The 25280-nt window shown below is 71.4% G+C and carries 28 protein-coding genes; 18 read left to right on the top strand and 10 right to left on the bottom strand.

Features of this window, described 5'->3' with window-relative positions; genetic code table 11:
• Positions 1 to 5: 5 nt before the first annotated feature.
• The 10 genes from B0I32_RS22655 (at position 6) to B0I32_RS58940 (ending at position 9257) form a co-directional block, all read left to right on the top strand.
• The gene (locus tag B0I32_RS22655; RefSeq protein WP_106242623.1) at positions 6 to 743 is read left to right on the top strand and encodes a Type 1 glutamine amidotransferase-like domain-containing protein; all 738 of its coding nucleotides are present in this window, start codon (positions 6 to 8) and stop codon (positions 741 to 743) included.
• Between the two features lie 37 nt (positions 744 to 780).
• Positions 781 to 1473, top strand: coding sequence for a lipoyl(octanoyl) transferase LipB (gene lipB, locus B0I32_RS22650; RefSeq protein WP_106242620.1), 693 nt, complete (start codon positions 781 to 783; stop codon positions 1471 to 1473).
• 246 nt (positions 1474 to 1719) lie between these two features.
• Entirely contained in the window at positions 1720 to 2712 is a 993-nt protein-coding gene (locus tag B0I32_RS22645; RefSeq protein WP_106242617.1) for a M48 family metalloprotease, read from the top strand.
• Positions 2713 to 2795: 83 nt separating this feature from the next.
• Positions 2796 to 3725, top strand: a complete 930-nt coding sequence (lipA, locus tag B0I32_RS22640) for a lipoyl synthase (RefSeq protein ID WP_106242817.1) — start codon at positions 2796 to 2798, stop codon at positions 3723 to 3725.
• Between the two features lie 281 nt (positions 3726 to 4006).
• Positions 4007 to 4987 carry an AraC-like ligand-binding domain-containing protein gene (locus B0I32_RS22635; protein ID WP_106242614.1) on the top strand — a complete coding sequence of 327 codons (981 nt, stop codon included), beginning with the start codon at positions 4007 to 4009 and terminating at the stop codon, positions 4985 to 4987.
• Positions 4988 to 5213: 226 nt separating this feature from the next.
• Positions 5214 to 5600: a VOC family protein gene (locus B0I32_RS22630; RefSeq protein ID WP_106242613.1), complete on the top strand. Its 387-nt coding sequence runs from the start codon at positions 5214 to 5216 to the stop codon at positions 5598 to 5600.
• On the top strand, positions 5576 to 6532 hold the full coding sequence (locus B0I32_RS22625; protein ID WP_146178273.1) for an alpha/beta fold hydrolase: 957 nt from the start codon (positions 5576 to 5578) through the stop codon (positions 6530 to 6532). Before B0I32_RS22630 ends, B0I32_RS22625 begins: the two co-directional genes overlap by 25 nt.
• A gap of 358 nt (positions 6533 to 6890) precedes the next feature.
• Positions 6891 to 7571: a DUF4191 domain-containing protein gene (locus tag B0I32_RS22620; protein WP_106242608.1), complete on the top strand. Its 681-nt coding sequence runs from the start codon at positions 6891 to 6893 to the stop codon at positions 7569 to 7571.
• On the top strand, positions 7571 to 8335 hold the full coding sequence (locus B0I32_RS22615) for a class I SAM-dependent methyltransferase (protein ID WP_106242606.1): 765 nt from the start codon (positions 7571 to 7573) through the stop codon (positions 8333 to 8335). Before B0I32_RS22620 ends, B0I32_RS22615 begins: the two co-directional genes overlap by 1 nt.
• A gap of 586 nt (positions 8336 to 8921) precedes the next feature.
• Complete coding sequence (locus B0I32_RS58940; protein WP_219911962.1) at positions 8922 to 9257, top strand: hypothetical protein; 336 nt, start codon at positions 8922 to 8924, stop codon at positions 9255 to 9257.
• Positions 9258 to 9270: 13 nt separating this feature from the next.
• On the opposite strand, the gene B0I32_RS22605 is transcribed toward B0I32_RS58940, so the two are convergent.
• Together B0I32_RS22605 and B0I32_RS22600 are read right to left on the bottom strand one after the other, a co-directional pair.
• Positions 9271 to 9891, bottom strand: coding sequence for a TetR/AcrR family transcriptional regulator (locus tag B0I32_RS22605; RefSeq protein WP_245955961.1), 621 nt, complete (start codon positions 9889 to 9891; stop codon positions 9271 to 9273).
• 62 nt (positions 9892 to 9953) lie between these two features.
• Positions 9954 to 10415 (bottom strand): RDD family protein, encoded by a 462-nt coding sequence (locus tag B0I32_RS22600; protein ID WP_106242601.1) that lies wholly within the window; start codon positions 10413 to 10415, stop codon positions 9954 to 9956.
• 77 nt (positions 10416 to 10492) lie between these two features.
• On the opposite strand from B0I32_RS22600, the gene B0I32_RS22595 reads away from it, so the two are divergent.
• The 4 genes from B0I32_RS22595 (at position 10493) to B0I32_RS22580 (ending at position 14522) form a co-directional block, all read left to right on the top strand.
• Positions 10493 to 11539 (top strand): hypothetical protein, encoded by a 1047-nt coding sequence (locus B0I32_RS22595; protein WP_146178272.1) that lies wholly within the window; start codon positions 10493 to 10495, stop codon positions 11537 to 11539.
• 94 nt (positions 11540 to 11633) lie between these two features.
• Positions 11634 to 13058 carry a type I glutamate--ammonia ligase gene (glnA, locus tag B0I32_RS22590; RefSeq protein ID WP_106242596.1) on the top strand — a complete coding sequence of 475 codons (1425 nt, stop codon included), beginning with the start codon at positions 11634 to 11636 and terminating at the stop codon, positions 13056 to 13058.
• Between the two features lie 236 nt (positions 13059 to 13294).
• The gene (locus B0I32_RS22585; RefSeq protein ID WP_106242593.1) at positions 13295 to 13960 is read left to right on the top strand and encodes a hypothetical protein; all 666 of its coding nucleotides are present in this window, start codon (positions 13295 to 13297) and stop codon (positions 13958 to 13960) included.
• A 55-nt stretch (positions 13961 to 14015) separates the two neighbouring features.
• Positions 14016 to 14522 carry a ribonuclease FAU-1 family protein gene (locus tag B0I32_RS22580; protein ID WP_106242591.1) on the top strand — a complete coding sequence of 169 codons (507 nt, stop codon included), beginning with the start codon at positions 14016 to 14018 and terminating at the stop codon, positions 14520 to 14522.
• Positions 14523 to 14561: 39 nt separating this feature from the next.
• Here the strand turns inward: B0I32_RS22580 and B0I32_RS22575 are convergent, their stop codons facing one another.
• Positions 14562 to 15806, bottom strand: a complete 1245-nt coding sequence (locus B0I32_RS22575) for an MFS transporter (protein ID WP_106242589.1) — start codon at positions 15804 to 15806, stop codon at positions 14562 to 14564.
• A gap of 84 nt (positions 15807 to 15890) precedes the next feature.
• On the opposite strand from B0I32_RS22575, the gene B0I32_RS22570 reads away from it, so the two are divergent.
• Together B0I32_RS22570 and B0I32_RS22565 are read left to right on the top strand one after the other, a co-directional pair.
• Positions 15891 to 16721, top strand: coding sequence for a LysR family transcriptional regulator (locus B0I32_RS22570; protein ID WP_106242814.1), 831 nt, complete (start codon positions 15891 to 15893; stop codon positions 16719 to 16721).
• A gap of 119 nt (positions 16722 to 16840) precedes the next feature.
• A complete protein-coding gene (locus B0I32_RS22565; RefSeq protein WP_106242587.1) occupies positions 16841 to 17239 on the top strand; it encodes a hypothetical protein in 399 nt (132 codons plus the stop codon).
• Between the two features lie 23 nt (positions 17240 to 17262).
• On the opposite strand, the gene B0I32_RS22560 is transcribed toward B0I32_RS22565, so the two are convergent.
• Complete coding sequence (locus tag B0I32_RS22560; RefSeq protein ID WP_106242812.1) at positions 17263 to 17889, bottom strand: TetR/AcrR family transcriptional regulator; 627 nt, start codon at positions 17887 to 17889, stop codon at positions 17263 to 17265.
• A gap of 91 nt (positions 17890 to 17980) precedes the next feature.
• Here B0I32_RS22560 and B0I32_RS22555 point away from each other — a divergent pair, with 91 nt between their 5' ends.
• Positions 17981 to 18475 (top strand): nitroreductase/quinone reductase family protein, encoded by a 495-nt coding sequence (locus tag B0I32_RS22555; protein WP_106242585.1) that lies wholly within the window; start codon positions 17981 to 17983, stop codon positions 18473 to 18475.
• Between the two features lie 226 nt (positions 18476 to 18701).
• On the opposite strand, the gene B0I32_RS22550 is transcribed toward B0I32_RS22555, so the two are convergent.
• From B0I32_RS22550 to B0I32_RS22525, 6 genes are all read right to left on the bottom strand, one after another.
• A complete protein-coding gene (locus B0I32_RS22550; protein WP_106242582.1) occupies positions 18702 to 19229 on the bottom strand; it encodes a GNAT family N-acetyltransferase in 528 nt (175 codons plus the stop codon).
• A gap of 69 nt (positions 19230 to 19298) precedes the next feature.
• On the bottom strand, positions 19299 to 20051 hold the full coding sequence (locus B0I32_RS22545) for an amino acid ABC transporter ATP-binding protein (protein WP_106242580.1): 753 nt from the start codon (positions 20049 to 20051) through the stop codon (positions 19299 to 19301).
• A gap of 11 nt (positions 20052 to 20062) precedes the next feature.
• Positions 20063 to 21103 carry an amino acid ABC transporter permease gene (locus tag B0I32_RS22540; protein ID WP_245955960.1) on the bottom strand — a complete coding sequence of 347 codons (1041 nt, stop codon included), beginning with the start codon at positions 21101 to 21103 and terminating at the stop codon, positions 20063 to 20065.
• Positions 21100 to 22074: an ABC transporter substrate-binding protein gene (locus B0I32_RS22535; RefSeq protein WP_106242577.1), complete on the bottom strand. Its 975-nt coding sequence runs from the start codon at positions 22072 to 22074 to the stop codon at positions 21100 to 21102. Before B0I32_RS22535 ends, B0I32_RS22540 begins: the two co-directional genes overlap by 4 nt.
• Positions 22067 to 22879: a deaminated glutathione amidase gene (locus B0I32_RS22530; RefSeq protein WP_219911960.1), complete on the bottom strand. Its 813-nt coding sequence runs from the start codon at positions 22877 to 22879 to the stop codon at positions 22067 to 22069. Before B0I32_RS22530 ends, B0I32_RS22535 begins: the two co-directional genes overlap by 8 nt.
• Positions 22876 to 23769: a substrate-binding domain-containing protein gene (locus B0I32_RS22525; RefSeq protein WP_219911959.1), complete on the bottom strand. Its 894-nt coding sequence runs from the start codon at positions 23767 to 23769 to the stop codon at positions 22876 to 22878. Before B0I32_RS22525 ends, B0I32_RS22530 begins: the two co-directional genes overlap by 4 nt.
• Before the next feature lie 155 nt (positions 23770 to 23924).
• Here B0I32_RS22525 and B0I32_RS22520 point away from each other — a divergent pair, with 155 nt between their 5' ends.
• Positions 23925 to 25280, top strand: a complete 1356-nt coding sequence (locus tag B0I32_RS22520; RefSeq protein WP_219911958.1) for an aminotransferase-like domain-containing protein — start codon at positions 23925 to 23927, stop codon at positions 25278 to 25280.

Here is a 25280-nt window from a genome sequence, read left to right as displayed (position 1 = left end):
CCGACATGACCCGGTCAGGGCAATCACACATCCTCGCCATCGGGGGCGGGTCCTTCCGCCCGAGCCGCCGCCACAACCAGATCGAGGCCAGCGCGCTGCTGCGCTACGCCCTCGACCTGACCGGCCAGGACCGCCCCAAGGTGGGCCTGGTGGCCACGGCGATGGGCGACTCGTCGGACTGGACGCTGAAGATGTACGGCGCGTTCGCCGGCTGGGACGTCGAGCTGAGCCACCTCACGGTGTTCCCGATGCCCAACGTGGCCGACCCGCGGGCCTGGATGCTCGAACAGGACGTCATCTACGTCAGCGGCGGCAGCGTGGCCAACCTCATGGCGCTGTGGCGGCTGCACGGGCTCGACGAGGCGTTCGAGGAGGCGTGGCGGGCCGGGGTGGTGCTGTCCGGCCAGAGCGCGGGCGCGCTGTGCTGGCACGTCGGCGGCAACACCGACTCCTTCGGCCCCGACTTGCGGGTGTGGGCCGAGGGCATGGCGCTGCTGCCGTACTCGTGCGGCGTCCACTACGACTCCGACCCGCAGCGCAGGCAGTTGCTGCACGACTCGGTGGCGAGCGGCGAGCTGCCCATGGGCTACGCCGCCGACGAGGGCGTGGGCCTGCACTACGTCGGCACGGAGTTCATCCAGGCGGTGAGCGTCGAGCCGGGCGCGTACGCGTACCGGGTGGAGAGCGAGAGCGAAGGAAGGGTAAAGGAGTTCAGGATCGAACCACGGTTGCTGACCCCCTGATTACCCTTCAAGGGTGAGGGAACGGCACAATAGGCTCATGCGCCCCATCCAAGGGGACGATCCCCACGCACTCGCCATCGTCCGACTCGGTGTCGACGTCCCCTACGAGCAGGCCTGGTCGCTGCAGCGCTGGGTGCACGGCAAGCGGGCCGCAGGTGAGCTCACCGACACCGTCCTCATCCTGGAGCACGCGCCGGTCTACACCGCGGGCAAGCGCACCGCCCCGCACGAGCGGCCGTCCGACGGCACCCCCGTCGTCGACGTCGACCGGGGCGGGCGCCTGACCTGGCACGGCCCCGGCCAGCTCGTCGCGTACCCGATCGTCGCGATCACCGACGTGGTCGCCTACGCCTGCCGTCTCGAGGAGACGATGATCCAGGTGTGCGCCGACTTCGGCGTCACGGCCCGGCGGGTGCCCGGCCGGGCCGGCGTCTGGGCGGCCGGCGACCCGGTGATCGGGCTGCCCGACCGCCAGCTCGGCGCGGTGGGGCTGCGCGTCGCGCGCGGCGTGACGATGCACGGGTTCGCGCTCAACTGCGCCAACGACCCCCGCTGGTTCAACCGCATCACCCCGTGCGGCATCCCCGGCGTCGGCGTCTCCTCGCTGTCGGCCGAGACGGGCCGGCGCATCGTGGTCGAGGAGGTCATGCCGATCGCGGAGAAACGGCTGGCCGAGGCGCTCGGCAAGCAGCCGTTCGACCTGCACGAGGAGGATCTGCTGCGCAGGTGACCGAATCGGCACCTGATCGCAGCGGAAACTGGACCGTCTCCGCCTTACCATCGCGCCCGTGACACCCCCCGTAGAACCACCCGTGAGGCCGTTCGTCACACCCTGCCTGAGACCGCTCCTCAGACCTCGCGTGGGACCGCCGGACCTCGCGTGGGACCGCCCCGTCAGGCCCCGTGTGGGACCGCCCGTCAGGCCCCGCGTGGGACCGTCGGTGGCGCCCATCGCGTCCGTGACCCGTTCGCGCTCGTGAAGCGGGGCCTCGCTCTCATCCTCGCGCTCGTGGTGCACCTGCTGACGCTGGCGTTCGTCGCGCTGGGCGCGTGGGCCATCGCGCGGGCGCCCGGCTTCATCTGGTCGTGGCTGTTCGGCGGCGCCTGCCTGGCGATCGGCTGGGCGCTGCGGCCGCGCCTGGGCGCGCTGCCCGCCGACACCGAGGTGCTCGACCGCGCGGCGGCCGGGCAGCTGTACGCGGTCGCGGACCGGGTCGCCGAACGGATCGGGGTCCCGCGGCCCGTGAAGGTGGCGGTCAGGGACCTGGCCACGCGGACCGCCTACGACCGTGTCGGGCTGGCGCGCACCCCCGTCCTCGTCATCGGGCTGCCGTTGTGGCTGGCGCTGCCGCCGAAGCAGCGGGTGGCGCTGCTGGCGGCGGCGTACGCGCGGCTGCCGACGGGCGGCGAGCGGGTGGTGAGCGAGGCGCTGGCCACGCTGGAGTCCTGGCGGGACGCGCTGCTGGGGTCCTCAGGGCCGCTGCGGGCCAGGGACGAGGCGCAGACGAAGATCGCGGCCTCGTCGCTGGGGGCCATGGACCATCCCGGCACCACGTACGAGGTGGCGGGCGCGTTCGGCCGCCTGATCGGGCGGGTGCTCGGCGGCCCGGTGCTGCTGATCCGGTACGCGCTGACCCGCCTGGTCAAGGCAGGCGAAGCCCGTACGCTGGCCAGGCAGCGGGCGAGGGCCCTGCGCGCCGTCTCCGAGCGGGATCTGGACGAGCTGGAGGAGCTGGCGGCGGGCGCCGGCTATCTGGCGCCCATGCAGGCGGCGGCGCTGCGCGGCGAGAGCGTGACGTCGATCAGGCAGAGCGCGCTGGCCAGGTTCCGGCTCACCGACGACGGCGTGCTCGACTCTCCCCCGGACTCCGAGCTGCTCGGCACCCGCGACTCCGGGCGGATCGACGAGGAGCTGCTGGCCCACTACACCCGGGCGATCGGCGGCTTCGGCCTCATCGGATCCCTGTGACGCCGGGCCAAGAAAAGGTCGGATGAAAGGGTGAATTCCGACCCTGGATCCGGCCGCCGCCTCAGGAGACGTAAGCTGTGAAGGTGACCGTTGCCCCTGAAGGCCGAAAGCTCCTCCGCCTGGAGGTGCGTAACGCCGAAACCCCGATCGAGCGCAAGCCCCCGTGGATCAAGACCAAGCTGAAGACGGGCCCCGAATACACCGAGCTGAAATCGCTCGTGCGCCGGGAGGGCCTGCACACGGTCTGTGAAGAGGCGGGCTGTCCGAATATCTACGAGTGCTGGGAAGATCGCGAGGCGACCTTCCTCATCGGCGGTGACCAGTGCACCCGCCGCTGCGACTTCTGCCAGATCGACACGGGCAAGCCGAAGGAATACGACCGCGACGAGCCGCGCCGGGTGGCCGAGTCCGTCCAGCAGATGGGCCTGAAGTACGCGACCGTGACCGGCGTGGCGCGCGACGACCTGCCCGACGGCGGGGCCTGGCTCTACGCCGAGACCGCGCGCCAGATCCACGCGCTGCTGCCCGGCTGCGGCGTCGAGCTGCTGGTGCCCGACTTCAACGGCAACCGCGACCAGCTGGAGGAGGTCTTCTCCAGCAAGCCCGAGGTGTTCGCGCACAACGTCGAGACCGTGCCGCGGATCTTCAAGCGGATCCGGCCCGCGTTCCGCTACGAGCGCTCGCTCGGTGTGATCACCACGGCCCGCGAGGCCGGGCTGGTCACCAAGTCCAACCTGATCCTGGGCATGGGCGAGACGCGCGAAGAGATCTCCGAGGCCATGCGCGACCTCCACGAGGCCGGCACCGACCTGCTGACGATCACGCAATACCTGCGGCCGACGCCGCGCCACCACCCGGTGGAGCGGTGGGTCAAGCCGGAGGAGTTCGTCGAGCTGCAGGCCGAGGCCGAGGCCATCGGGTTCGCCGGGGTCCTGTCCGGGCCGCTGGTGCGCTCGTCCTACCGGGCCGGGCGGCTCTACCAGCAGGCCATCGAGGCCCGCCAGACCGCCTGACCGCACACGAACAGCCCCGGGGCCGGTTCCCCGGGGCTTCTTCGTGCCTGCGGGCTTTCCCCGTGTACGGCGGGCGTACCGGGGTGTCGGCGTTCCCAGGCGTCGGCGTTCCCGGACGTCGGCGTTCCCGGACGTCGGCGTTCCCGGACGTCGGCGTTCCCGGACGTCGCGGGTCTCGTTGCGGCGGGCGGACGGTCTCCGGAGTGCGGCGGGTTTAGCCGTACCGGAGTGTCGGGGGGCGTCGTTAGCATGGGCAGCCCAGCCGACGGAGGGCGCGCGCGATGGCCGTTCTGATCCGCACGAGTGACCTGCCCGCCGAGCGTCGGCACGACGCCTGGCGGAGCATCGTCTGCGACACACTCGGCCCGCTCGACCTGCGCATCGACGCCGACGCGCCGCTCCGTGGCGAGATCGGGTTCGGCCGGCTCGGCGCCGTGGGCGTCGGCCGGATCCACACCTCCACCCCGCACAGCGTGCACCGCACCCCCGGCCTGATCCGCCGCGACAACCCCGACCACTACCGGGTGGTGCTCGCCCTCGACGGCAGCCCGCGCCTTGAGCAGGACGGCCGCAGGACGGTGCTCGGCCGGGGCGAGTTCGCGATCTACGACTTCACCCGCCCCTACGAGCTGGGCTACGACGCCGAGGTGCGGCTGGCGGTGTTCAGCTTCCCGCGCGACCAGCTCGCCCTGCCGATCGACGCGGTGGCCGAGCTCGCCGCGCTGCCGATCGGGGCCGAGACGGGCGCCACCGCGCTGGCCGTGCCGCTGCTGCGCCGGGTGGCGCTCGACCACGAGACCTACCGCTCCGCCAGCGCGGCCCGGCTGTCCACCGTGGTGACGGACGTGGTCGGCGCGGCCGTCGCCGAGCGGCTCGACCAGGAGCGCGCCCTGCCGGACGACTCCCGGCAGCGCACCTTGTTGCTGCGGGTGCGTGCCTTCATCGAGCAGCGCCTGGGCGAGGCCGACCTCGATCCGGCGGTGATCGCGGCCGCCCATCACATCTCCGTGCGTTACCTGCACCGGCTGTTCGAGTCGGAGGACACGACGGTGGCCGGATGGATCCGGCAGCGCCGGCTCGAACGCTGCCGGGCCGACCTGATGGCGGGCGGCGGCCAGTCCGTCAGTGCGGTGGGGGCTCGGTGGGGGTTACCGGATTCGGCGCATTTCAGCAGGTTGTTCCGGCGGGCGTACGGGATGCCACCCGCCGAGTTCCGGCGCACGCACGCGGCACCCCACGAGCCCGCCGGCCTGATGCGCTGATCCCATGCGCCCGGCCCGGTGCGCCCGGCTCCGTGCGCCCGGCCCTGTGCGCTCGACCCCGTGCGCCCGCCCTGTGCGCTCGACCCTGTGCGCTCGACCCGTGCCCTGATCCCCATGCGCTCGACGCGTGCGCTGAACGTCAATCGCCCTGGCGCTCAGGTGCAAGACCGGTGGGGGCCGTGCGCAGGAGACTGGAGGTGTTCCGCAGACGAGAAGGGATCCGGAGATGCAGCTCTTCGTCAACCTGCCGGTCAAGGACCTCGACCGGTCGAAGAAGTTCTTCACCGAGCTGGGCTTCACCCTGTTCGGCATGGCCGACGACATGGCCTCGGTGGTCATCAGCGACGAGACGCAGGTGATGCTGCTCGCCGAACAGACGTTCGCCACGTACACCACCAAGCAGGTCGCCGACTCGGGCAGCAGCACGGAGGCGATCCTGGTGCTGGGGCTGGAGAACCCGGCGCAGGTGGACGAGCTGGTGGACAAGGCGCTGGCGGCCGGGGCCACTCCGGCGGGCGTCAAGCAGGAGGCGGGCTTCCGCTACCAACGCGGCTTCGCCGACCTCGACGGTCACCACTGGGAGGCGCTGTGCCTGGTTCAGCCGGCCGGGTGAAGTCGGCGGACGGCACCGTCCTCGCGTTCGACCGCCGCGGCGAGGGGCCGGCGGTGGTGCTGGTGCAGGGGGCGTTCGCGGACCGGCGGCATCCGCTGATGACCGCGATCGCGGACGGCCTTGCCCGGTGGTTCACGGTGTACTCCTACGACCGGCGAGGGCGCGGGGACAGCGGTGACACCGCGCCGTACGCGGTGGAGCGGGAGATCGAGGACCTCGCGGCGGTCATCGACGCGGCGATCGGCGCACCCGACCAAGCGCCGTGCGGTCTCGCGGCCCCCTCCACGGACGGCGCTGCCAGCGACTCCACGGGCGACGCTGGGGGCGACTCCTTGGGCGGCTCCGCGGGCGGCTCCGCGGGCGGCTCTGCGGGCGGCTCTGCGGATGGGACCGGTGGGTCGGTCATGGTGTTCGGGGGGTCGTCGGGGGCGGCGCTGGCGCTTGAGGCGGCGGTGGTCAATCCGGCGATCGCCAAGCTGGCCGTGTGGGAGCCGCCGTACCACGTGGACGACGGCGCGCCCGCGCTTCCGCTCGACTTCGCGCGGCGGCTCGACGCGCTGGTCGGTGCGGGCAGGCGCGGCGAGGCGGTGGAGCGGTTCATGGTGGACGCGGCCGAGGTGCCGCCCGCCGACGTGGCCGCGATGCGCTCGCACGCGTTCTGGGCACAGGCCGAGGCCATGGCCCGGACGCTGGTCTACGAGGCCGAGGTGCTCGGCCCGGGCAACGCGCTGCCGGCCGCGCGGCTGGCCGGGATCAGGCGACCCACGCTGGTGCTCAACGGGGCACTGAGCCCGCGCTGGATGGCGAACGCGGGCGCGGCGGTGGCCGGGGCGATCCCGGGCGCCGTACGGCGGGTGCTGGAGGGCCAGGCGCACAACGTGGCCCCCGAGGCACTGGTGCCGGAGGTCCTGGAGTTCTTCGTGGCGGCGTGACGGTGCCACGGCGCCATCGTGGGCGCGGTGCCGCGGTGCGGGGCTTATCCACGATCCTGCGCGCGCCCGTCGGAAACGCGGCGCGGGCGCCGTCCGCGCGCGGGCCCATCGGGGGTGCGGCCCGGGTCCCGTCCACGACCCTGCGCGCGCCCATCGGGGGTGCGGCGCGGGCCCCGTCCGCGACCCTGCGCCGGCCCGTCGGGGGTGCGGCGCGAGCGCCGTCCGGGGCCCTGCACCGGCCCATCGCGGAGAGCGAACGGTCTTCGGCGGGCAGCAATGGTGAAGATGTAATCACAACGGGCAAAACGGCCGGGCCGCGTTTTCCCTCCTGCACCAGTTGGTTTGTATCCTTCTGAGCATGGCAAAGTCCGAGGATCCAGAGAAGCCGGGGCGTCTCAAGCAGCTCCGCATGGTCGCGCAGATCATCAAGCAGGCCAACCCCAAGGGGATGCCGATCGTCTTCCTTTCGGCGGTGGGCACGCTGGCTGTGGTCGTCGTGATCGGCTTGGTCACGGACTACCTGTGGTATTCGGTGTTCATCGGCGTGCTGGCCGCGTTCACGGTCGGCCTGGTGGTGTTCGGGCAGCTGGCGCAGAAGGCCCAATACTCGATCCTGCACGGTCAGACCGGCGCGGCGGCGGCCGTGCTGCAGGGCATGCGCGGCAACTGGCAGGTCACCCCGGCCATCGCGGTCAACCGTGACCAGGACATCGTCCACCTCGTGGTCGGCTATCCCGGTGTGGTGCTGGTGTCGGAGGGGCCGGGCAACCGGGTGGCGAAAATGCTGACGGCCGAGAAGAAGCGCATCTCGCGGGTGGCGCTGGGCATCGAGATCTACGACATCCAGTGCGGCGACGGCGAGGGGCAGGTGCCGCTCGGCAAGCTGCAGCGGCACATCATGAAGCTGCCGCGCAACCTGAAGAAGCCGTCGGTCAACGAGGTGAAGGACCGGCTGCGTTCGCTGCCGCGCAACATGCCGATGCCCAAGGGCCCGATGCCCAAGGGCGCCCGCATGCCGCGCGGCCCCAAGATGCGCTAGTGCTGTCGCCCTCGTCGCGGGCCAACCGCGGCTGGTGGGACGGCAACGCCGACGACTACCAGGTCGAGCACGGTGGTTTCCTGCGTGACAGCGGCTTCGTCTGGGGTCCCGAGGGCCTCGACGAGGCCGCGGCGGGCCTGCTCGGCGAGGTGCGCGGGCAGCGGGTGCTGGAGATCGGCTGCGGCGCGGCCCAATGCGCGCGGTGGCTGGTGTCGCGGGGGGCGCGGGTGGCGGCGTTCGACATCTCCCACCGCCAGCTGCGTCACTCCCAGCGTCTCGACGACGCGACCGGCCTGCGGGTCCCGGTGGTGCAGGCCGACGCCGAGTCGCTGCCGTTCGGGGCGGCGAGCTTCGACGTGGCCTGCTCCGCGTACGGCGCGCTGCCGTTCGTGGCCGATCCGCTGGCCGTCTTCCGCGAGGTGCGCAGGGTGCTGCGGCCGGGGGGCCGGTTCGTGTTCTCGGTGAGTCATCCGATCCGGTGGGCCTTCCCCGACGATCCCGGGCCGCGCGGGCTGACCTCCGACCGTTCCTACTTCGATCGCGGCCCGTACGAGGAGCGCGACGAGCACGGCACGCTGACCTACGTCGAGCACCATCGCACGATGGGCGACTGGGTGGGGCTGCTGGCGGCGTCGGGCCTGACGATCACCGGGCTGCTGGAGCCCGAGTGGCCCGAGGGCCATGAGGGGGTGTGGGGCGGGTGGAGCCCGCTGCGCGGCCGTCACCTGCCGGGCACGGCCATCTTCAGCTGCGCGAATACCTAGCGGCCATGGTGCCGAAGACCTTCTTCGGCGTCCAGGCGCCGTCGTCGGCGTCCAGGCGCCGTCGTCGTCCAGCTTGATCACGCCGTACGAGCCGAGGTCGGCCGCGCCGGTGCGGTTGTAGGCCGCGAAGGTGAACCACAGGGCGGTCGCGACGCCCTCCCGCTCGAAGACGTCCATCAGCTCGGTGAAGTAGCGGACCTGCTCGTCCTCGTCGCGCACGGCGCCGTCGGGCACCGCCCACGCCATGCCGCCCCGCTCCCCCGCGCCCTGGTAGGCGCAGGTGCCGAACTCGGTGACGGCGACCGGCTTGCCGTGCTTGAACTGGGCGCGCAGCTCGTCGGTGAAGTCGTGGGCGTTGTGGGCGGCGCAGTAGGCGTCGACGCCGACGATGTCGTACGGGGCCCAGTCGATCGGCTCCCACGGGCCGGAGGCGTAGGTCAGCCGCCCGCCGAACAGCGGCCGCACGCTCTCGGCCACCCGCGCCATGTAGCCGCTGAAGCGCGGCATGACCTGCATGAGCGTGGTCCACCACGCCATGTCGCCCGACACCATCGCCTGGAGCCGGTCGCGGTAGCCCTCGCCTTCGATGAACCCCCGGCAGAACGCGGTGAGCTCGCAGCCGGTGACCAGCACGACCTCGGCACCGGAGCGGCGCAGAGCCTCGGCGCGGCCGGCGGAGTCGGCGAAGACCGCCAGCGCCTCGTCCTCGGTGAGGTCGACGGGGAACGGGGCGAACCACACCTCCAGCCCCTGGGCGGCGGCGTGCTCGGCGGCCACGGTGATGCGGGCGGGGTCGTCGCCGGAGATCCTGACGGTGTCGCAGTGGAGTTCGGTGGCGATCAGCCGCATCTCGCGGGCGACGGTGTCCGGGTCGAAGACCTTGCGGGAGTTGTCCTCCCCCGGCAGGATCCCGACGTCATAGTTGATCCCCTTTTTCACGATATTTCTCCCTTAAGCATGGAAAAGCCGTACTCAAGGAGGTCGAAGGCCAGCTCGACCTCATCGCCGAGCAGCCGCCCGGCCTCCTCCAGCGGGACGCCCGTGGCGAGCCGGTGGAAGAACGCCTCCTGCAGCGTGGTGACGGCGGCGGTGATCTGCGCGGCCATGAGCCGGGGCGCCAGGCCGCGCTCCTGCAGCGCCTCGGCGAGCGCGCACGCCAGCTCCTCGCGCTGGCTCATGTGCGTCTGCTGGACCCCCGCGAGCAGCGCGGGACTGGACGAGATCACCCGGATCCTGGTGAGCAGCCCTTCGACGTCCATCTCGCCCTGGTCCTGCCGGCCCATCAGCCGGTAGTGCTCGCGCAGGGCCTGGAGCGGCGGGCGGTCGCCGCGCCCGGCCACGATCGCGGCCGTGTCCTCCTTGACCCCGTCGAGCACCAGGGAGTCCTTGGACGGGAAGTACGCGAACAGCGTGACCTTGGCGACCCCCGCCGCCTCGGCGACCTCGTTGACGGTCACAGCGTCGTAGCCGCGCTCGCCGAACAGCCGCAGCGCCACCTCGGCGATCCGCCGCCTGGTCTGCTCCTTCTTCCGCTCCCTGAGCCCTGCCATCATCATGCGGACAGCATAAACCATACCGGGTACATTTTTGAACCCGGTATGGTTTTCCTAGGTGAGGGTCACATGCGGACGACCATCGTGTTGGACACACGATCGTGCACCCCGCGGTGATCGCGGTCCCAGATCAGGGCGGGCACGGCCAGGCACAGCAGCACCGTACGCACGAGCACGGGCAGCAGCCGCGGATCACCGCCGTCCATCGCGGCGACCCTGATGCCCATCAGCCGATGGCCGAACGTCTGGCCCATGAACGCGACGAGCAGCAGGTATTGCACGGCGAAGACGGCCACCGGCGCCCACGGCGACTCGGCCGGGTTGATCCTCAGCAGCAGCTGCACGACCACCCACGTACAGATCATCCAGTCGATGACGAGCGCGCCGATGCGGCGCCCCCAGCCCGCCACCGATCCGCTGCCCTCCTGGGGCAGCCCCAGGCGCTCGCCCGGGTATCCGAGATCGACCCCGGCGGCGCGCACTCCGCCCAGCCAGGTCTGCGTCCACCGAGGCTCATTGCCGCTCATGCCCTCAACGGTATCCGGCCGGGAACCCGGTCCGGATCGTGACCCAACCGCGTCACGACGCCGCCAGAATATACGCCATGCCACACGGGGATGATCTTGACCAGCGCTTCAACGATCTGGTCTCGCAGATGGACGCCGACGAACAGCGACGGATGCGCTCGTCGGCCAAGAAAGACGCCAAGAGCGCGCGTAGCGCCTCGAACGAGGACAAGGAACGCTTACGCGAGGCGGGCCGGCTCCGCCGCGACGCCGGGCGGGCCGGCTGGGACGCGACGCCACCGCCGCCACGACGCCGCAGGGCCGGGCGGGCCTGGCTGGCGGGGGCCGCCATCACGGTGACGCTGGCCGCCGCCGCCGTTGTCGTCACCATGCGGCCCGATTTGTTCGCGCCCTCGGGTCCGCTGCCCGGCGACACGTTCGAGCTGGCGCCGGTGGACGTGACGCGCCCGTTCGCCGGATCGCCCGCGGAGAAGTACGCCGACGGAGCGGCCGGTTTCACGCTGCCCGAGGCCAAGGCGATCGGCGGGCTGACGAAGAGGGACGTCGCCGCGGGGCTCGATCGCGCGCGTGAACTGCTGGCCGCGGCCTACCTCGACAAGAAGACCGTACTGGGCGGCAAGCCGGAGGCCTTCGCCAAGCTGCTGCACCGCGACCAGCGCGGCTGGTTCCGCGAGAACCTGACGGACAAGAAGTACGCCACCCGCTACATGGTGCACAGCTTCGCCCCCGGCACCGTCGAGCTCACCACCGACGTGATCAAGGTGAACGGCCGGGCCACCCTGGGCACGTTCAAGGAGAAGGAACTGCGCGGGGCGAGCGTCAAGCTCAACTACCTCGTCGTCTACGCGGTGCACCAGCCCGGCCGGCCGCTCACCATGATGAGGGTCGTCGCGCACGTGACCGGCGAGATCCAGCTGTTCCGCCAGGAGGGCCGGCTCGTCACCTGGGTGGAGGATCTGGGCGCCGCCACCGCCCCGGCGCGCTGCGACACGGACGACGGTTTCGTCCATCCCTATTTCGACGATTCCGCGCCCGACGCGGTCAAGGCCACGGGGAAGCCCAAGGACCCGTACGCGCTCGACCAGCCGGAATCGGACGAGTGCACGACGACGGACCCCACGTGACGCCGCGTAACACGTGCGAAACAATCGAGACACCATACGGAAACGGCCACGTCCTAGCGTCGGCATGATGGCCAGTCCCCAGGGAGGTTCGAGAGTGTTCAACTCCGCCGACGACGTCCTGAAGTTCATCAGTGACGAAGGGGTGCAGTTCGTCGATGTCAGGTTCACCGACCTGCCGGGGACGACGCACCACTTCACCTTCCCGGTAGAGAACTTCAGCGCGAGCGTCTTCACCGACGGACTCATGTTCGACGGCTCGTCGATCCGCGGATTCCAGGCGATCCACGAGTCCGACATGCTCCTGCTGCCCGACCCGACGAGCGCCGTGGTCGATCCGTTCCGTCAGCACAAGACGCTCAACATCAACTTCTTCGTGCACGACCCGCTGACCGGCGAGGCCTACAGCCGCGACCCGCGCAACGTCGCCCGCAAGGCCGAGGAATACCTCAAGGGCACGGGCATCGCCGACACGGTCTACTTCGGCCCCGAGGCCGAGTTCTACATCTTCGACGACGTGCGCTTCGAGACGAAGCAGAACGCCGGCTACTACTACATCGACTCCATCGAGGGCGCCTGGAACACCGGCAAGGCGACCGAGGGCGGCAACCTGGGCTACAAGCCGCGCTACAAGGGCGGCTACTTCCCGGTCCCGCCGATGGACCACTTCACCGACCTGCGCTCGGAGATGGTGCGCAACCTCATCGAGGCCGGCATCGAGGTCGAGATGCAGCACCACGAGGTCGGCACGGCCGGGCAGGCCGAGATCGACTTCAAGTTCGGCACGCTGCTCAAGACCGCCGACAACCTGATGCTGTACAAATACGTCATCAAGAGCACGGCGCTCGAATACGGCCACACGGTCACGTTCATGCCCAAGCCGATCTTCGGTGACAACGGCTCCGGCATGCACTGCCACCAGTCGCTGTGGAAGGACGGCTCGCCGCTCTTCTACGACGAGGTCGGCTACGCGGGCCTGTCCGACACGGCCCGCTACTACATCGGCGGCCTGCTCAAGCACGCCCCGTCGCTGCTGGCCTTCACCAACCCGACGGTCAACAGCTACCACCGCCTGGTCCCCGGCTACGAGGCCCCGGTCAACCTGGTCTACTCCCAGCGCAACCGCTCGGCGTGCGTCCGCATCCCGATCACGGGCTCCAACCCGAAGGCCAAGCGCATCGAGTTCCGCGTCCCGGACCCGTCGTGCAACCCGTACTTCGCGTTCTCGGCGATGCTGATGGCCGGCATCGACGGCATCCGCAACAAGATCGAGCCGCCGGAGCCGGTCGACAAGGACCTCTACGAGCTTCCGCCGGAGGAGGCCCGCCAGGTCCCGCAGGTCCCCGGCTCGCTCACCGACGTGCTCAACGCGCTCGAGGCCGACCACGACTACCTCCTCGAGGGCGGCGTGTTCACGCCCGACCTGATCGAGACGTGGATCGCGTACAAGCGGGAGAACGAGGTCGACCCGATCCGGCTGCGCCCGCACCCGCACGAGTTCGAGCTCTACTACGACGTGTGATCCCGTAGTGCGGTGACCAGGGCGGTCGCACGTCCGCCCGAGGGCACTCGCACACTGAGAAAGGCCATCTGCCGTCCCGATGAGGACACGGTCGATGGCCTTTCTCATGCGGTCGATCCGGGACAACCCGCCCTGTGGCGGGAAGGATCATAGGGGACGTTCGTGCCACGGCCTTCGCGTGCTCGAACGGTTACGAGGTCATCCTTCAAGGGTCACGAGCTCTGAGAGGACTGAATGTGCCTACGATCAGACTTCATCACCAGGACATCGGAAACGACACGAGCGCGACACTGATCGCAGAGCACTACCAGTACACCTTCGAACTCGCCTACAAGTACTGGCGGGAAAGAAACAGGCTGTTCGTGGCGATGCTCGGCATGCTCGGCTTCACGGCACTGACGAGCACTCGATCGGAGGCGGGCAGTCTTCTGGTCATCGGCATAGCGAACGCGTTAGGCGTCCAAGGCGAAGGCGACCAGATGGCCGCACTCCAGGACAGCCTTCCCATCGCCCTGGTCAATGGAGTGTTCCTGGGCGTCATAGCCATGCTGGTGTTCCTTGTCTACCAGCGAACCAGATACCTCAAAGCCCTCTACGCGTATCTGGGAGAACTGGAGTCGGAGCTGAGAAGTCTGCTGGAGTTGCCACCCACCAGCACCGCCTTCACTCGCGAAAGCGACTTCTACCGGAAACACTCGGGCGTATTCGCAGCTCATGTGCTCGGCGCGGCCTATTTGTCGTTCAGCGGCGTGGCGCTCGGGGCGGTAGTGGGGCTGAGGCTGATTCAAGATGTCCAGCTGACCTCATCGACGAGCTTTGTCGTCGAGCTCGCATTCGGGTCTGCAGCCATCCTGTTCTTCCTCGGATACGTCAGAGAAGAGATGTGGAAAAAGCGACCATGACCGGCTCTACGCGTTCAGCCGACGTATCCTCACCTGCGAGGAGGACGGGACCGGAATGCGAGTCGGCGTGCGAAAGGGCAAGTGGCCGCTGCCGGGCATGGACGCGCCCAGGGCGGCGGCGGAGTGGGACGCTCTGGTGCTGGGCGCCGACGAGTTCGGCACGTGGTTGTTCAGCCGAGCGGGTGAGGTTCATCGCAAGGCCGACGGCGCGGCGGTGGTGCTTCCCTGCGACGGTGTGCAGTTGCTTCCCCGTACCGGCTGGTGGGCGGCGTGGTGGTGGAGTGACGACCACTGGATCGGCGTCGACATCTGCACGCCGCCGGCCCTGGGCGTGTCGGGGTGGAGTTACACGGACCTCGAACTGGACCTGGCACGGTTCGCTGACGGCACCGTCCTGCTGGTCGATGAGGAGGAGTTCGAGCGGACCGTGAGGGATTGCCAGGTGCCGCAGGCCGTCGTCGCCGCGGCCCGAGCCGAGGCGTCCGGGCTTCGGGCCAGGCTCGCTGCGGCTGGCGAGCCGGTCGTCCTCGCGGGCTGGGAGTGGCTGAAGCGGGCTCGATGAGACGGTCCCCCGGCGGGGGCGATCGGCCGCCTGGTGGGGTCAGGTGGCCGCGGGCGTGCGGGAGCGGCGGGTGGACAGGGCGTACGCGGCACAGGTCAGTGCCGTCAGGACGGCCGCGAGCAGCAGGGGACGTCCGGCGACGCCCATGACCGCCACCCCCAGGGTGGCGCCGACCTGGCGGAAGGCGTTCAGCACGCCGCCCGCGGTGCCGGCCGTGCCGGGCGGCGCGCTGCCGATGATTCCGGCCATCAGGGCAGGCAGGACGAACGACAGGCCGAAGCCCATGACGACGAGCCACGGCGCCGGTGGGCCGGTGAGCGCCGCGCCGGTCAGGCCGGCGGCGATGAGGGCGAGGCCGGCGAGAATGGGCGGGCGGGGACCGTAGCGGGCCACCAGCCGGCCGGTGAGCAGCGGGTTGACCGTCATGGGCAGCGTGAGCGGCAGGAACGCCAGCCCGGCGGCCATGGGGCTCAGGTGGCGGGTCTCCTGCAGCAGCAGCGTCAGCACGAACAGGGCGCCGGAGAAGGCGAAGTTCGCCACCGTGCCCGCCAGCAGTTGGGGCCAGGTGGCGGCGAGCAGGCCGCCGGGCAGAGCGGGGGCGTGGCTGCGCCGCTCCGCGAGCACCAGGACGGCGAGGACGGCGGCGGCTGCCAGGCCGGCCACGGGCGCGGCGTCGATGAGGGCCTCGGCGACCAGGCCCAGGAAGGCGCAGGCGAGGACCTGGACCCGCCAGTCGATCAGCCGGTGGCCGCGCGGCGAGGCGGCCCCGCGCATGGCGAGCAGGCTGATCAGCGCGATGGGCGGGTTGAGCAGGAAGACGGCGCGCCAGCCGTACAGGTCGACGAGGATCCCGCCGAGCAGCGGCCCGGCGGCGAGTGCGGTGCCGGTGATGGCGGCCCACAGGCCGGTGGCGCGGGCCCGGGCGGCGGGCTCGGGGAACATCTCGGCGAGCAGGCCGAGCGAGCCACCGGTACAGAGCGCGGCCGCCACTCCGAGCAGCGCACGCAGGCCGATCAGCGGGACCAGGCCGGGCGCGGCGGCGCTGAGCAGGGAGATCACCCCGAAGGCGGTCACGCCGAGCTTGAAGATCCGCGCCGCGCCGTACCGGTCGGCGACCGCGCCCCCGGCGAGCAGGCAGGCGGCGAAGGCGACGGTGTAGGCGTTCACCGCCCACTGCTGGCCGGCCAGCGAGCCGCCGAGCGAGGCGCGCAGGTCGGGCAGCGCGATCGTCAGGGCGGTGGTGTCGAGGATCACCAGGAAGTAGGCGAGGGAGAAACCGAACATGCCGCTCAGCCTGCTGAAACGTGGTGCGGCGGCTCAACAGGCACACCCTGCGGGGGCGTTCGGGAAAGCCGTATGCTGAAGGCCGTGGATTTGCGGCAGTTGAGGAGCTTTGTAGCGGTTGCCGGGTCGGGGACCGTCACGGCGGCCGCCGACAGCCTGGGCCGGGCGCCGGCGTCGGTGTCGGAGCAGGTGCGCAGGCTGGAGGCCGGCCTCGGCGTCACGCTCTTCGAGCGCACGCCGCGAGGCATGCGGCTGACCGAGGCGGGCAGCACGCTGCTGGCGCGGGCCCAGGGCCTGCTCGACCACGCCGACGAGGTACGCAGGGCCGTGACGGGCGCCCGCCCCCGCGTGCGGATCGGAGCCCTGGAGATGCTGGCCGCGGCCAAGCTCCCGGCCGTGATCCGCCGCCTGTCGCGGCGCCGCCCCGATCTGGACGTGAGCGTCGAGTCGCTCACCAGGCAGCCGCTGCTCGACGCGGTGGCGGGCGGCCGGCTGGACGCGGCCCTGCTGCTGGACCTGGGCGACCGGGTCGGCGGGCTGGGGTTCGCCCGGCCCGCCGGGATGGACCACCTGGACGTGGGCGAGGTCCGGCTGTCGCTGGTCGCGGCGCCGGCAGGCGACCGGGAGCCGCTGCTGGTGAGCCCGCCGGGGTGCTCGATCCGGCTGGCGGCCGACCAGTTGTTCGGCACGGGGGTGACCCGCAGGGAGCTGACCAGCATCGCCACCGCCCGCGAGTGGTCCAGGCAGGGGCTCGGGGCGGCGCTGCTGCCGGACTTCGCCCTGGGGACGGATGTGGAGTCGGGCGCGCTGGTGGAGCTCGACTTCGCCGCGCCCCCGCTGGCGTTGCGGCTGATCTGGCTGCGCGAGCGGGAGCCGTCCCTGCGCGAGGTTTTGTACGCCCTCAGCGCCGCCTGAGCGCGGGTTCCGGTGGGCGAATGTCCGGCGGATGTCCTGACGTCGCCCTGGTCCGGTACCCCGCGGGGATTCGATACTCCTTGTGTCCATCCGGACCACATCGAGTAATGGAGTGTTCCATGCCTCTCAAGCGAGCACTGGCAACCCTCGTCACCGCGCTCACCGTCCTGGCCGGGCTCATCGCGGGCTCGCCGGCCGCGTCCGCGGCCCCGGCCGCCCGGGCGGCGCCCGCCGCGCAGGCGGCCGGCCACTGCAACGGCTACGAGCCGCACGCTTACGCGCCGGGACGGAACGGCGACGTGATCACGGGTATCGGGTCGTGCGGCAGCCAGACCATCACGGTCGAGGTCTGGATCGACGTCTCGGGCGGGCTCGACAAGCGGGTCGGCTGCTGCCCGAGGGGAACCAGCCCGGTCACGGCGTACGCGTACTGCAGCCGGTCGGGCCGCGGCAACTACTACACCATCGCCAGAACCCCCATGGGCACCGTCGAATCCGCCCGCCGCCTGCTCTGCTGACCGCCCTGGCCTACGGCTCGCGGCTAGCGGGGCTGGTCCGGGTCGGCCGGAAGGGGGGCGCGGTGGCCGGGGCGGAGGCCGTCGAGGGAGATGTGGAGGAGTCTCGTCCACAGGTGCGGGCGGCACTCGTCGGTGAGCTGGACGGCGTGGCCCAGGGAGATCAGCAGGAGCAGCAGGTCGTCGGTGGTGACGCCGGGGCGGAGCAGGCCGGCGGCGGTGGCGCGGGCGCACAACCGCTCGATGACGCGGCGGAGTTGCTGGATGCCCTCCAGGTCGGGTTCGGCCCAGGTCAGGGCCAAGTTCTCCACGATCGCGCGGTGGCGGGCGTAGCCGGTCAGGGCCTGCTGGTAGAAGTCGGCCAGGGCCGCCCAGGGGTCCTCGGCGTCGACGGCCGCCAAGCGCGCTGATTCCGCCCACTGCGAGAAGTCTCTGCGCAGGACCGTGCGGACGAGGTCTTCCTTCTTCGGGAAGTGGCGGTAGAGGGTGCCCATGCCCACCCCGCTGCGCCGGGCGATCTCGCGTACGTCCACCGCGGCGCCCTGTTCGGCCAGGACTTCGGCGGCGGCCTCGACGATCGCCTCCCGGTTGCGGACCGCGTCGGCGCGCGGCGCGCGGCGGCGGGCGGGGTTCAAGGGTTCGGCCTCTGCCATGAGGTCGAGCATAGCCGCTTATCCGGAGCACGTGCTCCGCTCTGTGTTACTTTTAACAGGAGCAAGTGCTCCGGATAAAGAAAGGGACGCCATGACCGAGGCCGAAGGTCCTGCAGCTGGTGGGTGGAACGAGCGGATCATCGCGGAGTTCCGGGCGAACGCCGGGTACGTGCGGTGGAGCAGCGAGGAGGAGTTCGCCGCGGGGCGGCCTGTGCCGCCGCGGCTGCCCGGGTTCGAGGAGCGGGGGCTGCCGCTCATCCTGGTGCACCACATCGGGGCCAAGACGGGGCGTGAGCGGATCAGTCCGCTGTTCTTTCAGCCCGTCGGCGACGGCTGGGCGGTCTTCGGCACCAACGGCGGCAGCCCGAGACATCCGGTCTGGTACCACAACCTCATGGCGAATCCGCGGACCACGGCCGAGGTGGGCGCGGAGCGGGTCGAGGTGACGGCCCGGCTCGCGGAGGGTGTGGAGCGGGAGCGGCTCTGGGCCAAGGAGGTCGCGCTCGTCCCGAGGTTCGCCGAGTTCGAGGCGGCCTCCGGCCGGCAGGTTCCCGTCGTGGTGCTGGAGCCCGCCGATCGACCGTGACGATGGGCGGGGTGCCCGGACTTGACGTCCGTCGGGTAGCCCGCCGATCGACCGCGACGATCGGCGGACCGCCCGGACTTGACGTCCGTCGGGTAGCCCGCCGATCGACCGCGACGATCGGCGGACCGCCCGGACTTGACGTCCGTCGGGTAGCCCGCCGATCGGCGGGCTACCCGGCCTTGACGTCCGGCGCGTTCCTCCGCCGGACCGCGTGGACGGCGCGCGGCTACGGGCGGCGCAGGCGGTACAGCACGTGCGGGGACAGCGGGTGGCCCGCCGGGAGCAGGGGGTGGGCGAAGTCCTCGGCCGGGTCCCTGGTCAGGCCCAGGCGCCGCATCACAGCCTGGGAGCGCAGGTTGCTCGCGGCCGTCATGGAGATGATCGCGTCGAGGCCGGCCTCGTCGAACGCGTACGTGACGGCCCGCCTGGCCGCCTCGGTCGCGTACCCCTGCCCCCACGCGGGCCGCGCCAGCCGCCAGCCGATCTCCACGGCGGGCAGGAACGGCGCGTCGAACGTCTGCAGGGCCAGCCCGGCGAAGCCGATGAACTGCCCGCTCGCCCGCACCTCCAGCGCCCACAGCGAGTAGCCCAGCCGGTCGAACTGGGCCTCGATCTTGTCCACCAGGACGTCGCTCTCCTGCCTGCTGAGCGGCGCGGGGAAGTGTTCCATGACCTCGGGGTCGGCGTTCATGGCCGCGAAGGGCTCTCTGTCCTCTTCGCGCCACCTGCGCATGATGAGCCGCTCTGTGTCCATCCGAGCTACAGTACGCGGCTGAGGACCGCCTTCGCCGCTGGAGCACGCGGCTCAGGAACGCGCCCGTCGCTACAGGACGCGGCTCAGGAACGCCTTCGTCCGCGGGCTGCTCGGGTTGTCCAGCACGTCGGCCGGCGTCCCCGACTCGACCACCACGCCCTCGTCCATGAAGACGACCCGGTCTGCCACCTCCCGCGCGAACCCGATCTCGTGAGTCACCACGATCATGGTCAGCCCGTCCTCGGCCAGGCCCTTCATGGTGGCCAGCACCTCGCCGACGAGCTCGGGGTCCAGCGCGCTGGTGGGCTCGTCGAAGAGCATGAGCTTGGGCCGCATCGCCAGCGCCCTGGCGATGGCCACCCGCTGCTGCTGCCCGCCGGACAGCCGGCGCGGATAGCTGCCCGCCTTGTCCGCCAGGCCCACGCGGCGCAGCAGGGCGTGCGCGCGCTCGCGCACCTGCTCGCGCGGCTCGCCCCGCACGCCGACGGGCGCCTCGATGACGTTCTGCAGCACGGTCATGTGCGGGAACAGGTTGAACTGCTGGAAGACCATGCCGATCTCCCCGCGCTGCCGGGTGATCTCCTTCTTGCGCAGGTGCCTGACCTTGCCGCCGGACGCCTGGAACCCGATCAGCTCGCCGTCCACGTGGATGGCTCCGCCGTCGATGGTCTCCAGGTGGTTCACACAGCGCAGGAACGTCGACTTGCCCGACCCGGAAGGACCGAGGACGACCACGACCTCCCCGGCCCCGACGTCCAGGTCGATGCCCTTGAGCACCTCCAGGTGGCCGAAGTGCTTGCGCACGGCGCGGGCGTGCACCATGGGGACGCTGCTCACGAGGTCACCTCCGTGGAACGGCGCCGGCGCAGGGCCGCGAACGCCCAGAAGCCCTGCGGGGCGTTCCTGGTCGCGCCGCGGGCGTAGTGGCGCTCGATGAACGACTGGCCGACGTACAGGATCGAGGTGATCACCAGGTACCAGACGCACGCCACGATGAGCAGCGGGATGGTCTGGAAGGTGCGGTTGTAGATGGACTGCACGGTGTAGAGCAGGTCGGCCAGCGCGATGACGCTGACCAGCGACGTGGCCTTCAGCATGCTGATGACCTGGCTGCCGGTCGGCGGGATGATGAAGCGCATCGCCTGCGGCAGCACGATCCTGCGGAAGGTGCGCGCGTCGCTCATGCCGAGCGCCGCCGCGGCCTCGCTCTGGCCCGGGTCCACCGACATCAGGCCGCCGCGGATGATCTCCGCCATGTACGCGCCCTCGTTGAGCCCGAGGCCGAGGATGGCCGCGAGCAGCGGGGTGATGAGCGCGTTGGTGTCGGCGGTGACGAACTCGGGGCCGAACGGGACACCGAAGGAGATCTCCGGCAGCAGGTACGACAGGTTGTACCAGAGCACGAGCTGCACCAGCACCGGCGTGCCCCGGAAGAACCAGACGTAGAGCCCGCAGGCGCCGCGCGCCACCGGGTTCTCCGACAGCCGGCCGACGGCCAGCAGCACCCCCAGCACGACCCCCACCGCCATGGCGATCACGGTGAGCAGCAGCGTGGTGGCGATGCCCTGGCCGATGAGCTGCGCGTTGACGTAGCGGCCGACCACGTCCCACTGGAAGTTGGGGTTGGTGACCAGCAGGCTGACGAGCTGCGCGGCCAGCACGAGCAGCACGATCGAGGCGACCCAGCGCAGCGGGTGCCGGGTGCGCGCGGCGCCCGCCACGTCGATCTCGGGCAGCCCGCCGGCGCCGGTCGCGCGGCCGGTGCCGGTCATCTCGTCGGTGCCGGTCGTCTCGGTGCCGGTCGTCTCGTCGGTGCCGGTCGTCTCGGTGCCGGCCGTCCTGCCCGCCTCGGCCGGACGGTGGGCGCCGGTCATGACCCGGCCAGGTTCACGCCGGCCTGGTCCAGCTTGTTGTCGGAGGTGCCCCACTTGGACATGATCTTTTCGTACGTGCCGTTCTCGATGAGCTTCTGGAAGCCGTCCTTGAGCACGTCGCGCAGCGGCGAGTCCTTGGCCACCACGGCCCCCTGGTAGAGGTCGTCGAACCCGTTGGCCTGCCCCTTGCCGGCCAGCTCCAGCTTGCCGCCGGCCTGCTCGACGAAATACGTGAGCGGCGCCTGGGAGGAGAAGAACGCGTCGGCCCGGCCCGAGCTGACCGCCAGCACCGAGGTCGGCTGGTCCTTGTACGACTGCACGGTGATCTTCGGCTTGCCTGCCTTCTCGCACGTGGCGGACTGGTTCTTGATCACGCTCTCGGCGGAGCCGCCGGCCATGACCGAGATCTTCAGCCCGCACGTGTCCGCGACCGAGCCGATCTTGTCCGGATTGCCGGCGGGCACGGCGAAGACGACGTACTCCTTGACCCAGTCGACGAAGTCGTTGGGCTTCTGCCGGTCCTTGAAGTCGCCCACGGGGCCGATGGCGAAGTCGTAGCGGCCGGAGGCGATGCCGGTGAGCGAGCTGGGCAGGCCATCCACGGTGACGTGCTCGATCTTGACGCCGAGCACCTGGCCGAGCGCCTCGGACATGTCGGCGGCGGCGCCGGTCAGCGACCTGCCGTCGGCCCCGGCGATCTCGTACGGCGGGAACGAGCCGTTGTTGACCGAGATCAGCTTGCCGGCCTGCTTGACCTTGGCGGGCAACCGGTCGTGCAGGCTCTGGTCCTTGCTCTGGGCGGCGGCGCCGGGGCTGGCCGGCTCCTGGGAGTTCAGCACCCCCTCGGCCTCCTCCGGGTTGGCGCCGCATCCGGCCAGCGCGAGCACAGCGGCGGACAGGGCGACGGCCAGGGCTCTCGTCGAGATCGCCCTTCCGCGCGGGGCGTGCTGAAGCAGGTCGTGATCAGGCATGTCGCTCCAATCGCGGGTCCACGGCGAAGCGCCGGTTGTCGAGGACGGGCAGGGTGCGGCGGGCGCTCGCGAGCTCGTCCGCGTCGGCGTCGGCCCAGAGCAGCCCCGGCGCGTCGCCCAGGCGGGCGCGGGTGATGCCGAGCGGGTCGACGACCATGCTGGCGCCGATGTTGCGCCGGCCGCACTCGCCCGAGGCGGCCACGTAGCAGGTGTTCTCCAGGGCGCGGGCGGTGACCATGACCTCCCAGTGCCATTCCTTGGCGGGGCCGCGCACCCACGCGGAAGGCAGCGCGAGCACCTGGGCGCCCTGGTCGGCCAGGAGCCTGGCCATCTCGGGGAAACGTACGTCGTAGCAGGTCATCAGGCCGACCTTCCAGCCGGCGCAGTCGATGACGACGGGCGCGTTCGTGCCGGGGACGACGTTGTCGGACTCGCGGCGGCCGAAGGCGTCGTACAGGTGCAGCTTCACGTACGTGGCGACGACCTCGCCGTCCCTGGCGGCGACGAGGACGTTCGCCACCCGGCCGTCCGCCTCCGGCACGTGCACGCCGGCGATCACGGTGGTCGAGGAGCCGCGCGTGCGCTCGACCAGGCCCCTGACGAACGGCCCGTCCAGCGGCTGGGCGGCCTCGCGGATGCGGGCGGGCTCGTCCACGAAGAGGGAGAGCGAGCCTTCCGGCAGGACCAGCAGGTCGGCCCCGCCGGCCGCGGCCGCGTCGATGAGCTCGTGGCAGGTCTTGAGGTTGCCGCTCCAGTCCTCCGCGGAGGCGAACTGTCCTACGGCGATCCTCAGCTGGGACTTCATGCGGCGAAGGCCTCCTCGGCTCCGATCAGGCGGTGGGAGATCCCCTGGGCGTGCAGTTCCGCGCAGAAGGCGGCGACCATGGGGGCGTTCTGGGCGGCGCCGTACGGCATCCAGTCCCGGCCGAAAGTCTCGGCGGTGTCGGCGAGCTCGGCGAGCAGCCACGGCGTGGTGTCGGCGAGCAGGCGCCGGCGCAGCACCCAGTGCCGCTTGGAGCGCTCGAACAGCTCCGTCACGGCCTGCGGCAGCCACGGGTGGCGCTCGACGCTCTCCCCCTTGAGCGTCACCAGGTGGATGCCGGGCACGAAGCCGGTCCGCTCGTAGTAGGCCCGCTCGGCGGCGCGGTGGTCGGGCAGCAGGGGGCGGAAGCGGCTGCCGGGGGTGAAGAACTCCTCCGGCATGAACGGCGTCATGATCGCGTCGTAGCGGCCGTCCGCGAGCCCTTCGGCCAGGCCGTCGCCGGTCAGGGAGACGTTGTCGGGGAACGGCACCGGCCCCGTCCTGTCCTTGCCGGTCTCGCCCGCCACCAGGGGGCCGACCGTCCACGTGATGCCGGCCAGGTCGACGCCCGCCTCGCGCAGCAGCGCCCGGGTCCAGGTGTTGCCCGAGTCGGGCCAGCCGGTGAGCCCGATCCTGGCGCCCTTGAGCTCCTCCAGCGAGGTCAGCTCGCTGTCGCTCCGGACCAGGACGCACCGGTGCCGGAAGCCGCGCATCACGAAGACGGGCAGCCCCACGAGCCGGTCGTCGCCCGAGGCGCGGCCGAGCACGTACCGGCTGAAGGACGTCTCGCCCCCGTCGAGACCGGGCTCCTGGAGCACGTCCGGCGTGACGGCGCGGGAGTCGATGTCCAGCTCGAACCCCTCGGGCCGGACGGCCCCGGTCACGACCGGCACGAGATGGTCCCAATCTCGCAAGGCAAGGCGAATCGTCGCCACAAAATCCCCCAAACGGACTTTAGTTGCCGTTAATTGCCAGAAACCATATGTTCAGGGTCGCAAGCCGCACAAGAAGATCTTTGTTGCTGAACAAAGATTTACAGGGGGACAAAGTGGACGTCGCTTGGCTGGCGCGACAGATCGGCGACCCGAGCGCGCGCGGCATCGCCGCCGCGCTCACCGACCTGATCAGGGAGGGCACGGTGACGGCCCAGACCCGCCTGCCGACGGTCCGCGGCCTGGCCAGGGAGCTCGGCGTCAGCTCGGGTACGGTGGCCGAGGCCTGGTCGGAGCTGCGCCGCCACGGCATGATCCGCACGGACCGGCGGCGCGGCACGGTCGTGCTCGGCCCGCCCGACGTGCCCCGCCCGATCCGGTACGAGCGCCTCGGCCACTGGGGCGACCGCCTGGCCATCGACCTGACCATCGCCTCCCCCGACACGGCGTTGCTGCCGCCGCTGGAGGCCGCGCTGGCGGCGGCGGCCGGCGCCCAGGGCCTCAACGACTACGCCCGCGAGACGATCACGCCCGGCCTGCGCGCCGCCGTCGAGCCCGGCTGGCCCTTCCCGGCGCGCGGCTGGCTGGCCGTCGGCGGCGGGTACGAGGGCGTCCAGCTGCTCTGCCAGACCACGGCCCTGCCGGGCGACCGGATCGCGATCGAGGAGCCCACCGGGGCCAGACTGCTGGACATCCTGGAGCGGACCGGCGCGCAGATCATCCCGGTCGCCTGCGACGAGCACGGCCCGCTCCCGGCCGCACTGGAGCAGGCCCTGCGTGCCAGGCCGGTGGCGTTCGTCTACCAGCCGCGCGGCCAGTCGCCGTGCGGTCACGCGGTGACGGAGGAGCGCTCGGCGGAGCTGGCGGCGCTGCTGGAGCCGGCCAAGACGCTCATCGTCGAGGACGACGGGATCGGCGAGCTGTCGGTCTCGCCGATGGTGAGCCTGGGCGCGCGGTTCCCCGACCGTACGGTGCTGGTCCGCTCCTACTCCAAGTCGCACGGCCCCGACCTGCGCATCGCGGTCGTCGGCGGGGCGGCGGACGCGGTGGAGCGGGTCCGCGTGCTGCGCAGCTTCGGCACCGGCTGGACCAGCAGGATCCTCCAGGACACGCTGGCCCACCTGCTCGGCGACGCGGGCGTGCGCGAGCGGGTGGCGCACGCCCGCGAGGTGTACGCGCGCCGCCGCGCCCGCCTGGCCGCCGAGCTGGCGGCGCGCGGTGTGCGCACCGGCGGCCGGGACGGGCTGGCGCTGTGGGTGCCGGTACGCGACGAGCCCGCCGCCCTGGTCACGCTGGCCGCCCACGGGATCTCGGTCGCGCCCGGCAGCCGCTACGTGATCGGCCCCGCGCCCCGCCACCACCTGCGGCTGGCCACCGCCCGGCTCACCGACGACCCGGACGAGCTGTCCGCGCTGGCCGACGTGATCGCGCTGGCCGCCACGGGCGGCGGCCGGATCAGCCCGTCCCCCTGA

Origin of the sequence: Nonomuraea fuscirosea, from assembly GCF_003001935.1 — a bacterium.
Lineage (GTDB): Bacteria > Actinomycetota > Actinomycetes > Streptosporangiales > Streptosporangiaceae > Nonomuraea > Nonomuraea fuscirosea.
This window is presented reverse-complemented; position numbering and strand designations above follow the sequence as displayed.

Bases quoted from the DNA above. Each gene is read 5' to 3' on its own strand.
- B0I32_RS22655 (WP_106242623.1), top strand. From the start codon at position 6: ATGACCCGGTCAGGGCAATCACACATCCTCGCCATCGGGGGCGGGTCC.
- lipB (WP_106242620.1), top strand. From the start codon at position 781: ATGCGCCCCATCCAAGGGGACGATCCCCACGCACTCGCCATCGTCCGA.
- B0I32_RS22635 (WP_106242614.1), top strand. From the start codon at position 4,007: ATGGCCGTTCTGATCCGCACGAGTGACCTGCCCGCCGAGCGTCGGCAC.
- B0I32_RS22630 (WP_106242613.1), top strand. From the start codon at position 5,214: ATGCAGCTCTTCGTCAACCTGCCGGTCAAGGACCTCGACCGGTCGAAG.
- B0I32_RS22620 (WP_106242608.1), top strand. From the start codon at position 6,891: ATGGCAAAGTCCGAGGATCCAGAGAAGCCGGGGCGTCTCAAGCAGCTC.
- B0I32_RS58940 (WP_219911962.1), top strand. From the start codon at position 8,922: ATGAACCCCCGGCAGAACGCGGTGAGCTCGCAGCCGGTGACCAGCACG.
- B0I32_RS22605 (WP_245955961.1), bottom strand. From the start codon at position 9,891: ATGATGATGGCAGGGCTCAGGGAGCGGAAGAAGGAGCAGACCAGGCGG.
- B0I32_RS22600 (WP_106242601.1), bottom strand. From the start codon at position 10,415: ATGAGCGGCAATGAGCCTCGGTGGACGCAGACCTGGCTGGGCGGAGTG.
- B0I32_RS22595 (WP_146178272.1), top strand. From the start codon at position 10,493: ATGCCACACGGGGATGATCTTGACCAGCGCTTCAACGATCTGGTCTCG.
- B0I32_RS22580 (WP_106242591.1), top strand. From the start codon at position 14,016: ATGCGAGTCGGCGTGCGAAAGGGCAAGTGGCCGCTGCCGGGCATGGAC.
- B0I32_RS22575 (WP_106242589.1), bottom strand. From the start codon at position 15,806: ATGTTCGGTTTCTCCCTCGCCTACTTCCTGGTGATCCTCGACACCACC.
- B0I32_RS22565 (WP_106242587.1), top strand. From the start codon at position 16,841: ATGCCTCTCAAGCGAGCACTGGCAACCCTCGTCACCGCGCTCACCGTC.
- B0I32_RS22560 (WP_106242812.1), bottom strand. From the start codon at position 17,889: ATGGCAGAGGCCGAACCCTTGAACCCCGCCCGCCGCCGCGCGCCGCGC.
- B0I32_RS22555 (WP_106242585.1), top strand. From the start codon at position 17,981: ATGACCGAGGCCGAAGGTCCTGCAGCTGGTGGGTGGAACGAGCGGATC.
- B0I32_RS22550 (WP_106242582.1), bottom strand. From the start codon at position 19,229: ATGGACACAGAGCGGCTCATCATGCGCAGGTGGCGCGAAGAGGACAGA.
- B0I32_RS22545 (WP_106242580.1), bottom strand. From the start codon at position 20,051: ATGGTGCACGCCCGCGCCGTGCGCAAGCACTTCGGCCACCTGGAGGTG.
- B0I32_RS22540 (WP_245955960.1), bottom strand. From the start codon at position 21,103: ATGACCGGCGCCCACCGTCCGGCCGAGGCGGGCAGGACGGCCGGCACC.
- B0I32_RS22535 (WP_106242577.1), bottom strand. From the start codon at position 22,074: ATGCCTGATCACGACCTGCTTCAGCACGCCCCGCGCGGAAGGGCGATC.
- B0I32_RS22530 (WP_219911960.1), bottom strand. From the start codon at position 22,879: ATGAAGTCCCAGCTGAGGATCGCCGTAGGACAGTTCGCCTCCGCGGAG.